A 12,262-nucleotide genomic window follows, 5' to 3' on the forward strand; every position below is an offset into this window, starting at 1 on the left:
CGTTTACTCCGGGGCCTTGGCGTGGCGGCGAACGCGACGACGATGCGTGGCACGGCCCCATAGCGTGTGGATCGGTCCGGAGACGGTGTAGATCACGGCCACGGCAAACAGGACGCGTGCCGTATCGATCAGAAGCAACACGACGATCAGCACCGCCGCGATCAACCAGATGAAGGGCACGCGATCGCCCTTCGGCCAGGCCTTGAAGCTGTAGTAACGCACGTTGCTGACCATGAGCAGGCCGGCGATGACGGCCAGCGGCATGGCGAAGAACGCCACCGACGGCCCGGAAATATCGAACTTCTCCATCGTCCAGACAAACGACATGCACAGCCCGGCGGCGGCCGGACTGGCCAGCCCCTGGAAGTACCGTTTGTCGGCGACGCCCACCTGGGTATTGAAGCGGGCCAGGCGCAACGCGGCGCACACGGCGTAGATAAAGGCCGCGGCCCAGCCGATCTTGCCCCACACCGGGCCAAAGGCCGCCAGCGAGGACAACGACCAGGTGTACAAGACCAGCGAAGGCGCCAGGCCGAAGCTGACGAGGTCGGAGAGCGAGTCGTACTGCACGCCGAATTCGCTCTGCGTGTTGGTCATGCGCGCGACGCGACCGTCCATGCCGTCCAGGATCGCCGCAACGAAAACCGCCAGCGCGGCCGTCTGGTAGTGCCCACCGATCGCCGAGACGATCGCGTAGAACCCCGAGAACATCGCACCGGTGGTGAACAGGTTGGGCAGCAGGTAAATGCCGCGATGTCGCGGCCCCTGGGCCTGGATCGGATCGCTCATGGGCCAATGCCGTGACGTGGGGCAACAGTGTAGCCCAGGCGCCGTAAAGCGTCAGTCCGACGCCGCCGTGGGCTCCGCCGCACAAAAGGCCACATCGTCGCTTGCGTGTCCTTCGATCCGGTGATAGTTGTTTGCGCCACTAATCACCCTGCCGGATGGCCCGCATGCGCCGTTACCTAGTCCTCGCCCTTCTCGTGGCGGTCTGTCCTCTGGCGTTGGGCCAGGCCTATAAGTGGAAGGATGCCCAGGGCGTCACGCACTATGCCGACTCCCCGCCACCCGCCGGCACGAAGGTCGAGAAGATCAAGACCAGCGGCGTCGTGATTCCGCCGGCAGGCAACCCGGCACCGGCCTCGACAGCGGCGGCGAAGCCGGCCGCACCGGGCCCTGTCGCCGATACACCGGCCAACCGGGCCAAGCTGTGCGACCAGCTGCGCAAGAACGCGGAGACACTGAGCAAGGAAAAAGTGGTGTCCGTGGACGATGGCAACGGTGGTTCACGCAATCTCGATGACGCCGGGCGGGCCCGCCAGGTCGAGACGACCCAGGCGCAAATGGTCCTCTACTGCAAGTAATCCGCCGTTCGCGGGGCGAGTAGCCAGCCTATAATCCCCGCTTTCACCCGAAAGACATCCCGCATGCGCCTCAGCCAGTTCCACCTCGCCACCGTCAAGGAAGTCCCCGCCGACGCGGAAGTCACCAGCCATAAGCTGATGCTGCGCGCGGGCATGATCCGCAAGCTGGCCTCCGGCCTCTATACCTGGTCGCCGCTGGGTCTGCGTGTGTTGCGCAAGGTCGAGCATGTGGTGCGCGACGAGATGGTCCGCGCCGGTGCGATCGAGGTGCTCATGCCCTCCGTGCAGCCACGCGAGCTCTGGGACGAAACGGGCCGTTGGGAGAAGTTCGGCGGCCAGCTCCTCAAGATCAAGGATCGAAAAGAGCAGGAGTTCTGCTACGGCCCCACGCACGAGGAGGTCATTACCGACTTCGCGCGTAACGAGCTGAAGAGCTACAAGCAGCTGCCGCTCAACTTCTTCCAGATCCAGACCAAGTTCCGCGACGAGATCCGCCCGCGCTTCGGCGTGATGCGCGCGCGCGAGTTCCTCATGAAGGATGCCTACTCCTTCCACCTCACCCCGGAATCGCTCGGCGAGRCCTATCAGGTGATGTACGACGCGTATTCGCGCATCTTCACCCGCCTCGGCCTGGAATTCCGCGCGGTCGACGCCGATACCGGTGCGATCGGCGGCAGCGCCAGCCATGAGTTCCAGGTACTCGCCGACTCCGGTGAAGATGCCATCGCGTTCTCCGATGCCTCCTCGTACGCGGCCAATATCGAGAAGGCCGAAGCCATGGCGCCGAACGGGGAGCGCCCTGCCCCCTCGGCCGAGCTGACCCGCATCGACACCCCGAAACAGCGCACGATCGATGAGGTGACCGCGTTCCTCGGCGTCCCGGCCAGCCAGGTGGTCAAGACCATCCTGGTACGCGGCCGCGAGGGGCTGGTTGCGCTGTGCGTACGCGGCGACCACGACGTCAACGAAGTGAAGGCGGCCCACCTGCCCGAACTGCCGGACGACTCCGAACTGGCCAGCGAAGAGGAAATCATCGCTGCCACCGGCGCCCGCCCCGGCTCCCTCGGTCCGGTCGGCCTGCCCGACTCGATTCCGATCATCGTCGACCGTAGCGCAGCCGTGCTCGCGGACTTCGTCTGCGGCGGCAATCAGGACGGAACCCACTACACGGGCGCCAACTGGCAGCGCGATGCACGTATCAATCGCGTGGCCGACATCCGCAAGGTCGTCGACGGCGACCTCTCCCCGGACGGCAAGGGTCACATCCGGCTCGCGCGCGGGATCGAGGTCGGCCATATCTTCCAGCTCGGCCAGAAGTACGCCGAAGCCATGGGAGCCAGCGTGGTCGACAGCAACGGTAAGATGGCCACCATGTACATGGGCTGCTACGGCGTAGGTGTCAGCCGCATCGTCGCCGCTGCCATCGAACAACGTAACGACGAGGCCGGCATGATCTGGACCGATGCCATGGCGCCGTGGCGCGTGGYGGTATGCGTCATCAATCCGAAGAACGACGCCGTCGTCGCCGAAGCGGCCGAGTCGCTCTACCAAGAACTTTCGCAGGCCGGCATCGACACCGTGCTGGACGATCGGGGCCTGCGTCCCGGCTCGATGTTCGCCGACATCGAGCTGATCGGCATCCCGCACCGTGTGGTCGTCAGCGGACGCGGCCTGGAGGCGGGCACGTTCGAATATCGCGCTCGCACGGACGCTGAAAGCCGGAACGTTTCCCGCCAGGAACTCCTGACGCTGCTCGGCGCCTTATAATCGAAGGATTAGTGGCGTGGTTATCTGCCGCTATTCGATGTAGGTAAAACTCAGCTAATTCACGCAAATGCCGGATGGAAACATCCGGCATTTTGCTTTTTGTCGCATAACCAGCTAAAAATCCCGGCGCGAACGTTAATCCTCCACGGGAGACTCCAATGGCTGTCGATATCAAGAACCTCAATCACAACCAGCTTAATGAGCTGATTTCCAAGGCCCAGGTACGCCAGACCGAACTGCGTAAGGAGAAGGTCACCAAGCTGCGCGAAAAGATCAATGCGCTGATCAAGGCCGAGGGGTTCACGTTCGACGACGTATTCGGCGCCCGCGCCCCGAAATCCAAGCGCGCCGGCACCACGGTCGCTGCGAAATACCGTAATCCCGGCAATGAAGAACAGACCTGGTCAGGCCGCGGCAAGCGCCCGCGCTGGTTCAATGAAGCGCTCAAGGCCGGCACGAAAGAAACCGACATGCTGGTCTGAGTCGTCGCATTAACCGAATACCGGGCCCCGCTTAATGCGGGGCTTTGGCTTTTTGTAGGAGCCGATTCATCGGCGATGGGTGTTTGCCTGAACCTGGCCCGCTACCGCGGGATCGCCGATGAATCGGCTCCCACATTTCTGCGGTGGATTCGAAACCCTGCGGCGGATTCAAAGCGATCGGCGCGGCGCCACGATCAGGTCGCCGAACAGCAAGCCGGCGACGAGGGAAACCAATAAGGTTACGCCGAGCAGGCCAGTGTCCATGCTCAGCGAGGCATCGCGGTCGAGCAGGTAGGAAACACTGCGGAAACTCACCGAGCCCGGCACCAGAAGGATGATGCCCGGTTCGCGTACGACCGCCCCGGGTTGCTGCGCATAACGGGCGTACACGTTGCTCAGCGAGCCAAGCAACAGTCCGCCGACGAATACACCGAAGGGCGCGCCCGGCAGTGAACCGGAGATGCTGCCTCCCCATCGCGTGGCCAGGTAGCCCAGTACCACCGAACCCATCACGACCAGCCAGTCGCGCTTCGCGGCACGAAAAAGAATAGCGAACGAGAAGGCACCCAGGAGCAGCGATGGCCAGTCCGCCCAGGCCGGCAAAGGTGGCAGGGCATAGCTGCGCGGAATGATACCCACGGCTTCGCAGAGCTGGCTGGCCGCCACGGTGCCGAAGGTGAGCTTGAGCAGGGTCGCTATCGCGCCGCCCATGCGGGCGACGCCGGCGACCAGATGCTGGCTGGATATCTCGCGCACCGCCGTCGTCAGTGCCATGCCCGGCAACAGGACGATCAGGCTGCCGAGGATCACCGACTTCAAGGCCAGTGGCACGACATACGCACTGACGACCGTGGCGATGACCGTCGCCACCATGGCGCTGATCGCTTCGCTGGCGGCCGCCAGACGCGGCCGACTGCCCGAGGCGACCGTGATCAGGCCAATCAGCACGCCGATGACACCGGCGGTGATCAGGTCGGGCCAGGAGCTATGCAACAACAGGGCGACGACGCTGGCCGCGCACAGCCCGTAGCTCGCGATGACGCCGAGCTGGGCCAGGAAGGTCTCCGGCGCGCCGAGCTTGCGCAGTAGATGAAAGCCTTCGCGCAGTTCCATCTGGCCGTCGATCACCGAGTCCGCAATGCGGTCGGCCTCGCACAGGCGTGCCAGGTTCACATCGCCCGGTGGCAGGCGCATCACCTGGGTCACCTGGGCCACGCCATCGTCGCCCTGCCCCAGATCGGCGAAGGACACGATGATGGCGGTGGGACTCGACCAGACCTCGGCGGAAAGACCAAGGCGCTGGGCCGACCGCGCGATCGCCGTCTCCAGGCGAGGCGCGGTGGTTCCGTACTGATGCAGGCGACGGGCGAGTTCGGTCAGGAAAGCGATGCGGGTGTTGATCGCCGTGGTGGCGAAGCTCACCGGAACGCTCAGCGGCACGGCCTCAGGCAACGTCCACCGCCTTCACGCGCAGGGTGGTGCCGTCGATACCGACGACCTCGATCGTCGCGCCCAACGGAAGATCGGGACCGACGACCAGCCACATGCCATCACCGACGCGGGCCTTGCCGCGCCCGTTGACGATGGGCTCGCACAGCGAAAAGCGTTGCCCGATCAGCTGGTCGCCACGACGATTCAGGCGCTCGTTGCCGACCGGCACGATCCGCTCCAGGCGTGGACGGACGAACTTCCAGTAGGCGAAGCAGGAGACGAAAGCGAGCACGCCGAAGACGACAGCCTGCGTGATCGCTCCCATGTCGGGGAGCACGGCGACCAGCCCGCCCATGACGGCGGCGGCGATACCGATCCACAGCATGAAGTAACCGGGAAGCATGACTTCGCCGCCGATCAGCACCAGCGCGGCGACCCACCAGAAGTAGTGCAGGGCCAGTTCGGTCATGGCATCAACGCGGCGGCAGCGGCGCGCGGGGGCCGCCGGCGACGGGCTCGGCCGGAGCGCGCTGGGCGTTAAGGGAATCCTTGGCCAGCTCGGCAATACCGGCGAGCGAGCCGAGAATGCCGGCCGATTCCATCGGCAGCAGGAGCATCTTCTGGTTCGGCGACCTTGCCATTTCCTTCAGCGCGTCGACGTAGTTGTTGGCGACGAAATAATTGAGCGCGTTGACGCTGCCGCCAGCGATCGCGTTGGAGACCATCGTGGTGGCTTTCGCCTCGGCCTCGGCAAGGCGCTCGCGTGCCTCGGCTTCGCGGAAGGCGGCTTCCTTTTTGCCTTCGGCGGAGAGGATGGCCGACTGCTTCTCGCCTTCGGCCTTGAGGATGGCCGCCTGGCGATAACCTTCGGCGTCGAGGATGTTGGCGCGCTTCTCGCGCTCGGCCTTCATCTGCCGTGCCATCGCGTCGACAAGGTCGCGCGGCGGCGAGATGTCCTTGATCTCGATACGGGTGACCTTGACGCCCCACGGGTGGGTCGCTTCATCGATCACGCCGAGCAGCTTGGCATTGATCGCGTCACGCTGGCTGAGGCTCTCGTCGAGATCCATCGAGCCAAGCACCGTACGGATGTTGGTCATGATCAGCGCCAGCGCCGCACCTTCGAGGTTGGCGACCTCGTAAGCGGCCTTGGCGGCATCGAGGATCTGGTAGAAGACCACGCCGTCGACACGTACGACCGCGTTGTCCTTGGTGATGACGTCCTGCGAAGGGACTTCGAGCACCTGCTCCATCATATTCATCTTGCGACCGATCGCATAGACGAACGGAATGAGGAAATGCAGGCCCGGCGAGAGGGTGCCCGTGTACTTGCCGAACAGCTCCACCGTCCACTCGTAGCCCTGGGGCACGATACGGATCAGCTTGGCCAGCACGATCACGACGACGATGACAACAACCAACGCAACGACGCTTCCCATCCCTTGCACTCCCTCATCCGAATATGTTCCGGAGTATAGGCGAAGCGGGTCAGGGCGTTCCGGCGGGAAGGACCAGGGTGACGCGTAGCCCACCGCCCTCGCGGTTGGCCAGTGCGATGCGGCCGCCGTGGGCTTCCGAGATTTCCCGGGCGAGGGCCAGGCCCAGGCCGGTTCCCGAGCGTTTGGTCGAGTAAAACGGCAGCAAGGCCTGCGCCAGCACGGTTTCGCTCATGCCAGGGCCCCGGTCGGACACCTCGATCAAGATTTCGCGGCCGACCGCGTGGACCGCGACCGTCACTTCGTTCGATTCGCCGCCCGCCTCGTGGGCGTTCTTGATCAGGTTGATCAACACCTGCTCGACCTGGGTGGTATCGAACCACCCGGGGTGTTCGGGCGGGGCCGATGCCAGACGGAACGAGGCATGCAGGCCGAGCGCGTCGAGGAAGGGGCCCCACGGCACGGCCCGTGCCTGGGGATTGGGCAACTTGGCGAAGCTCGCGTAGCCGGAAATAAACGTGTGCAGGTGCTTCGCGCGGTCGCCGATCGATGCGAACACGCCGGGCAGGCGCGCGAGGTCGCCACGCCGGGCAAGCTCGGCGCCCGAGTGCGAAAGCGATGAAATGGGTGCGAGCGAGTTGTTCAGCTCATGGCTGATGACCCTGATCACACGCTTCCACGTATGCACTTCCTGACGGGACAGCTCGCGTGTCATGCGGCGATACAGCTGCAGACGATGGGGGCGGCCCTGCAGGCGGAAACCGCGCTGCGACAGATGGAACGTCTCCTCGCTGCCTTCCATTTCGACGGAGAACAAGGCGTCCTCGCCGCTCGCGGCGGCTTCGCGCAGGCTCTCAGGCATGCTCGCGAGAACCTTGGTGAAATCGAGCCCGGCCAGCGAGCGTCCCTCGTTGAAAAGGTGCCGCGCCGCGATGTTCGCGTAAGTGATGTTGTCCGCCGAATCGGTGAGGACGAGCGCCACCGGCGTGTTCTGCACCACGGTGTCCAGCAGCAGTTCGCGCTGGGCCAGGTGCTGCCGCTGGTCGCGCAGGGTCTGACCCAGTGCGTTGTGCATGCGGATCAGGTCGCCAAGCTCGTCGCGTCGCGTGGTGCCGATCGACATGCTGAAATCGCCGTCACGGTAGCTGGCCACCGCGCTTTCCAGCGCACGGATCAGACGGCGTATGGGCTCCACCAGCGCATGCGCAACCCACACGGAAAGCGGAACCAGCACCAGCAGGCAGATCAGCAAGGCCGTGCCACCATCGAAAAACTCGACAGGAACGACATCGGGTAATTTGCCAGGCTTAGCGGGCGCTTCGCGCATCCAGGCCACCAGCTGCGGAAACGGCCAGATGGATACGCCAGCGAACACCATGGCACCGACGATCGCCGAGCCGGCGACGACCAGGGTCATCCGTCCTTCGAGCGAGAGCGTCTTCATGGCAGGGACGCTAGCAGATCACACCGCCAGTCCGTAGCGCTCCATGCGCCGGTACAGCGCCTGTCGCGAGAGGCCAAGGTTGGTCGCGGCGCGGCTGACCACGCCACCGGCCGAGGCCAGTGCAGCCTCGACCGACTCGCGACTCGGCTCGTCCAGGTTGCGGCTCACGCTCGGCGCAGCCGGCGGCAGGTTCAGGTGACCCGGCTCGATACGACCTTCGCTGGCGAGCAGCGCCGCACGGGCGATCGCATTCTTGAGTTCGCGCACATTGCCCGGCCAGGGATGGGCCAGAAGCGCTTCGCGTGCGTCTTCGCTGAGCTCGGCCTGACCGGCGAGGAAGAACTCGGCCAGCGGCAGGATATCGTCCGTGCGATCGGCCAGCGCCGGCAGGTTCACGTCGATCACGTTGAGGCGGTAGTAAAGGTCTTCTCGGAATGTGCCGGCCGCGATCATCGCCTTGAGATCCGCATTCGTCGCGCTCAGCACGCGCACCTTCGCCTGTCGCGTGCGACCCGAACCCAGCCGTTCGAACTGACCGGTTTCCAGCACGCGCAGCAGCTTCATCTGGCCAGGGAGCGGCAGGTTGCCGATCTCGTCGAGGAACAGCGTGCCGCCGTCGGCCATCTCGAAGCGGCCTTCTCGCGCCTTGTTGGCGCCCGTATAGGCGCCGGCTTCGGCGCCGAAGAGCTCGGCCTCGATCAGTTCGCCCGGCAGCGCACCGCAGTTGACCGCGACAAACGGGCCGCGACGGACAGCGGAGTTCGCATGGACGATGGCGGCAATGCGCTCCTTGCCCGAGCCGTTGGGCCCGGTAATCAGGACCGGAACATCGGAACGCGCCACCTGGCAGGCCAGCTCGATGGTGCGGCTCATCGCCTCGGAAGCGAACACCAGGCCATCCAGGTCGTAGCGACCTTCCAGGATTTCACGCCGCTTGCGACGCTCGACCCGGGCGCGGGTCACTTCACGCGTGGATTCGGAAAGCTCGAGCAGGTTCTCCACCGTGGCCAGCAGCTTGGTGTCGTCCCAGGGCTTGGCAAGGTAGTCGGCTGCACCCGCCTTCACCAGTTCAACCGCGGTGTCCAGGTGCGTCCATGCGGTCAGCAGGATCACCGGCAGGTCGGTGTGGCGGCCGCGGATCGCCTTGAAGAGCGCCACACCCTCCTCCCCGGAGGTGGTGTCCGCGGTGAAGTTCATATCCTGGATGACCACGTCCACGCGCTCGGTCGCAAGCGTGGCGAGACCATCCTCGGGCGTCATCGCCACGAGCGGGCGGATATCCCGCAGGGAAAGCGCGAGCGACAGCGCCTCGCCCACGGCGGGGTTGTCGTCAATGATCAGTACGCAGCGCATCTGTACCCTTTGCATGCAGCCATGGATGCTTCCCCCACCGAAAGGGTTGTAACGCCCCCGGCACTTTTTTTCGTGGGGTCCATTCTAGCCACGCGTAGCCACAACCGGGGAAACGGATGCGGCGCGCAGTGCCGGTGCGAGCACCGCCACCTGCCCCAGCGCCCACAGCACGGCCGCACCGACGGGCAGGTAGACGAACGGTAGCCTCGGCAGCTCGTACTCGCGCATCAGGACCAGGTTGATGCCATAGGCCAGCACCATGCCGAGCACGATGCCCATGCTGGCGAGCAGGAAGTTCTCGGTCTGGAAGTAACGCAGCACGTCCACCCGGCGCGCGCCCAGGGCACGCCGCACGCCGATCTGTCGACGTCGCTGACCCACCCAGAAGCTGGCCAGGCCAACGATACCCAGGGCAGTGACGATCAGCAGGATGACGCAGACGCCCACGAGCATCCCGGCMATCGCGCGATCGCCGGCGAAGTGCTTGGCGCGAATCTCGCCGTAGGTATCCTGTTCGACAACGACCCGACGCGGCTCGATCTGCTTGAGCTTCTCCACCGCGCGCGTGAGTACCTGGCCGGACTGACCGGGTTGCGTACGGATAACGAAGGAGCCATTGGTCGCCGTGGTTTCGCGCAAGGGTATGAGGGTCGAGAAGTCGATCCCGTTGCGGTCATGCATGCCCGCTCTGGCCAAGTGCTCCACCACGCCCACCACGCGCAATTCCGTCGCGTCGCCGATGTAAATCGACTTGCCCAACGCCGCCCCATCGCCAAACACGCGATGCGCCAGCGCCTCGGTGATCACGACGACGCCGGGCTGCTTGCTCCGGTGGGCGATGACATCATCGAGCCATACGTATTCGTCCGGATTGAAGTAGCGTCCGGCGACCAGGCGTGTACCGAGGGTTTCACCCGCCTGTTCGCCATAGAGATTCCCCGAGTCGACCGTGGAAACCTTCTGGGTGGCCGTCAGACGAATGCCGGAGTTCCAGCTCAAGGGCCCGAAAGGCACCGAGTTGAGGATCGTGGCCGACACGACACCGGGAATCTCGCGTAGCGCAGCCAGGTCGGTTTCCGTGCGGGCATGGGTGTCGCCAAACTTGCCAATGTCGGAAACGGCGATGTGAACAACGTTCTGCTCATCGATGCCGCTCGGCAAACTCAGTTGCCCGAGGCGGTCGCTGATCAGAAAAATGGCGTTGCAGACGATCGCGCAGGTCAGTGCGATCTCCAGCACCACTAACGATGCCGTCAGCCTGTGTCGACGAAGCGCGGAGAGAATCGGGAAGATGTCCGTCAACATGTCATTGGCTCTTCAGTTGCAGCGCGGGAGCGACGTGGCAGGCACGCCATGCGGGCAGGACACCAGCCAGCAGGGTCGCCCCGATGGCCAACGCGATGGTCAGGCAAAGCATAGGCACGTCCAGGTGAGCGAGCTGCGCGTACATGGCGGGCTGAAGCCGCACGAGCCACACCCCGAACCAGGCCAGGAAAAGCCCGGCCAGACCGCCGACGACACCGACCATCCCGGCTTCCATCAGCAGCTGCATGAATACGCTGCCACGCGAGGCACCCAACGCGCGACGCACGCTCAGCTCGCCGGACCGTCGCATGAACTTGGCCAGCATCAGCCCGATGGTGTTGATTAAACAGACAGCGAAGAACCCCAACGCCAGCCAGGCCTGCAGGCGCACATCGCCAGGAACCACTTTCTGGTCGTTCATCCAGCCCATCAGGTCGAGCATCCTTACGTTCGCCGGACGCTCGAAGCGACCAGCCGCCTTTTGTTCCTGTGCGTAGTGCGTAAGGAAATCCAGATACGCGCTCGCCTTGGCCGGGCTGTCCAGTTGCACCCAGAACTGCAGCCAGGTGCACTGGGCCGTCTCCATCTTGCTCTCTTCACCTGACCCCTTGCCCCAGCAAGAGATACCACCCATGCGTGCCAGATGAAGATCCCGCGCCGTGCCGAGCGGCACGTAGATATCTTCCGACCCGCTGTAGTTACCCATGTTCAGGTCGAAGAAATGCGGCACGGGGCGCCAGTGCTTGAGCACGCCGATCACCCGCAGGTCATTACCATCGGCGCGCACCGTGCGCCCCGTGCTGTCCTGCCCGTTGAACAGCCTGTCGTTGAGTTCGCTGCTGATGACCGCCACGCGCGAACGCGCATCGTCCTCGGCCGAGCTCCAACCCTGGCCATAACGGAACGGCGTATCGAACATCGGAAAGAAGTCGGCCGTCGTATAGCGCGCCTGGGTGAAGAAAGGATCCGTGTGCTCGTCGGTGGTCTGCGTCGCCAGCTGCCCGCCCACCATCAACGCCTGGCGATCGGCGCGATGGGAGCGCAGGAGGTTCATGCCATCGACCCAGGTGATCTGATCCGGCAAATCGGTGCCCGGCTCGTAGTCGGTCATGTCGCGAGGATCGAGCTGCGGGTAAAAAACCGTTGCACTACGCCCCGGAAGTGGATCACCGGATAGCACGTGCAAGACGGTGAGCGTGGTCATGCACGCGCCGATCCCCAGCGCGATCGCGAGGATCATCAGCGCTGTCAGTGCCCGGCTCCGCTTGAGGCTGCGGAGCGCGAGTTCCATGTAGTAACCGAACATTCCGTTCTCCGTGATGAATCGTCAGACGCTGCGCGTCGCCTCGACAGGCGACACCCGCGATGCACGCAGTGCCGGGGCGAACACCGCGGCCTGACCGAGGGCGAGCAAGGCCACCACACCGATGCCGACATACGTGAGCGAGAGACGTTTCATCTCGAAGTGCGTAAACATCCACTGGCTCAGGCCGACCGCGAGAATCACACCCACGATGACGCCAACCAGCGCGATCAGGAAGTTCTCGGTCATGAAGTAGCTGAGGATGTCGCTGCGACGCGCGCCGAGTGCACGTCGCACGCCGATCTGCTTGCGACGCTGACCGACCCAGAAGCTCGACAAACCGACGATGCCCGCCGCCGTGATCGCCAGGAGTACGC

The 12,262-nt window shown here is 64.6% G+C and carries 12 protein-coding genes; 3 read left to right on the top strand and 9 right to left on the bottom strand.

Going from position 1 to position 12,262, the window contains the following annotated elements; translation table 11 throughout:
• Positions 1-3: 3 nt before the first annotated feature.
• Complete coding sequence (gene pssA / locus AC1DSN_RS11100; RefSeq protein WP_213948766.1) at positions 4-789, bottom strand: CDP-diacylglycerol--serine O-phosphatidyltransferase; 786 nt, start codon at positions 787-789, stop codon at positions 4-6.
• Between the two features lie 164 nt (positions 790-953).
• On the opposite strand from pssA, the gene AC1DSN_RS11105 reads away from it, so the two are divergent.
• From AC1DSN_RS11105 to AC1DSN_RS11115, 3 genes are all read left to right on the top strand, one after another.
• Positions 954-1,364, top strand: a complete 411-nt coding sequence (locus AC1DSN_RS11105) for a DUF4124 domain-containing protein (protein ID WP_063573973.1) — start codon at positions 954-956, stop codon at positions 1,362-1,364.
• Between the two features lie 63 nt (positions 1,365-1,427).
• Positions 1,428-3,131, top strand: a complete 1,704-nt coding sequence (locus tag AC1DSN_RS11110) for a proline--tRNA ligase (protein WP_477330692.1) — start codon at positions 1,428-1,430, stop codon at positions 3,129-3,131.
• Positions 3,132-3,289: 158 nt separating this feature from the next.
• Complete coding sequence (locus AC1DSN_RS11115) at positions 3,290-3,613, top strand: H-NS histone family protein (protein ID WP_063573196.1); 324 nt, start codon at positions 3,290-3,292, stop codon at positions 3,611-3,613.
• Between the two features lie 168 nt (positions 3,614-3,781).
• Here the strand turns inward: AC1DSN_RS11115 and AC1DSN_RS11120 are convergent, their stop codons facing one another.
• The 8 genes from AC1DSN_RS11120 to AC1DSN_RS11155 all read right to left on the bottom strand — a co-directional run.
• The gene (locus AC1DSN_RS11120; RefSeq protein WP_231873991.1) at positions 3,782-5,065 is read right to left on the bottom strand and encodes a threonine/serine exporter family protein; all 1,284 of its coding nucleotides are present in this window, start codon (positions 5,063-5,065) and stop codon (positions 3,782-3,784) included.
• Positions 5,058-5,513 (bottom strand): NfeD family protein, encoded by a 456-nt coding sequence (locus AC1DSN_RS11125; protein WP_063573195.1) that lies wholly within the window; start codon positions 5,511-5,513, stop codon positions 5,058-5,060. Before AC1DSN_RS11125 ends, AC1DSN_RS11120 begins: the two co-directional genes overlap by 8 nt.
• Before the next feature lie 4 nt (positions 5,514-5,517).
• The gene (locus tag AC1DSN_RS11130) at positions 5,518-6,483 is read right to left on the bottom strand and encodes an SPFH domain-containing protein (RefSeq protein WP_477297655.1); all 966 of its coding nucleotides are present in this window, start codon (positions 6,481-6,483) and stop codon (positions 5,518-5,520) included.
• Between the two features lie 49 nt (positions 6,484-6,532).
• Complete coding sequence (locus AC1DSN_RS11135; protein WP_477330695.1) at positions 6,533-7,924, bottom strand: sensor histidine kinase; 1,392 nt, start codon at positions 7,922-7,924, stop codon at positions 6,533-6,535.
• 18 nt (positions 7,925-7,942) lie between these two features.
• Positions 7,943-9,277, bottom strand: a complete 1,335-nt coding sequence (locus tag AC1DSN_RS11140; RefSeq protein ID WP_213948763.1) for a sigma-54-dependent transcriptional regulator — start codon at positions 9,275-9,277, stop codon at positions 7,943-7,945.
• An 84-nt stretch (positions 9,278-9,361) separates the two neighbouring features.
• Positions 9,362-10,582 (bottom strand): ABC transporter permease, encoded by a 1,221-nt coding sequence (locus AC1DSN_RS11145; protein ID WP_477330697.1) that lies wholly within the window; start codon positions 10,580-10,582, stop codon positions 9,362-9,364.
• Between the two features lies 1 nt (position 10,583).
• A complete protein-coding gene (locus tag AC1DSN_RS11150) occupies positions 10,584-11,888 on the bottom strand; it encodes an ABC transporter permease (protein ID WP_477294123.1) in 1,305 nt (434 codons plus the stop codon).
• A gap of 21 nt (positions 11,889-11,909) precedes the next feature.
• A partial coding sequence (locus AC1DSN_RS11155; RefSeq protein ID WP_477330699.1) for an ABC transporter permease occupies positions 11,910-12,262 on the bottom strand: 353 nt, incomplete at its 5' end.

It is taken from the genome of Luteibacter sp. P4_D7_3, assembly GCF_056401735.1.

Coding starts and splice junctions, on each gene's coding strand:
- pssA (WP_213948766.1), bottom strand. CDS start 789: ATGAGCGATCCGATCCAGGCCCAGGGGCCGCGACATCGCGGCATTTAC.
- AC1DSN_RS11105 (WP_063573973.1), top strand. CDS start 954: ATGCGCCGTTACCTAGTCCTCGCCCTTCTCGTGGCGGTCTGTCCTCTG.
- AC1DSN_RS11115 (WP_063573196.1), top strand. CDS start 3,290: ATGGCTGTCGATATCAAGAACCTCAATCACAACCAGCTTAATGAGCTG.
- AC1DSN_RS11125 (WP_063573195.1), bottom strand. CDS start 5,513: ATGACCGAACTGGCCCTGCACTACTTCTGGTGGGTCGCCGCGCTGGTG.
- AC1DSN_RS11130 (WP_477297655.1), bottom strand. CDS start 6,483: ATGGGAAGCGTCGTTGCGTTGGTTGTTGTCATCGTCGTCGTGATCGTG.
- AC1DSN_RS11135 (WP_477330695.1), bottom strand. CDS start 7,924: ATGAAGACGCTCTCGCTCGAAGGACGGATGACCCTGGTCGTCGCCGGC.
- AC1DSN_RS11140 (WP_213948763.1), bottom strand. CDS start 9,277: ATGCGCTGCGTACTGATCATTGACGACAACCCCGCCGTGGGCGAGGCG.
- AC1DSN_RS11150 (WP_477294123.1), bottom strand. CDS start 11,888: ATGTTCGGTTACTACATGGAACTCGCGCTCCGCAGCCTCAAGCGGAGC.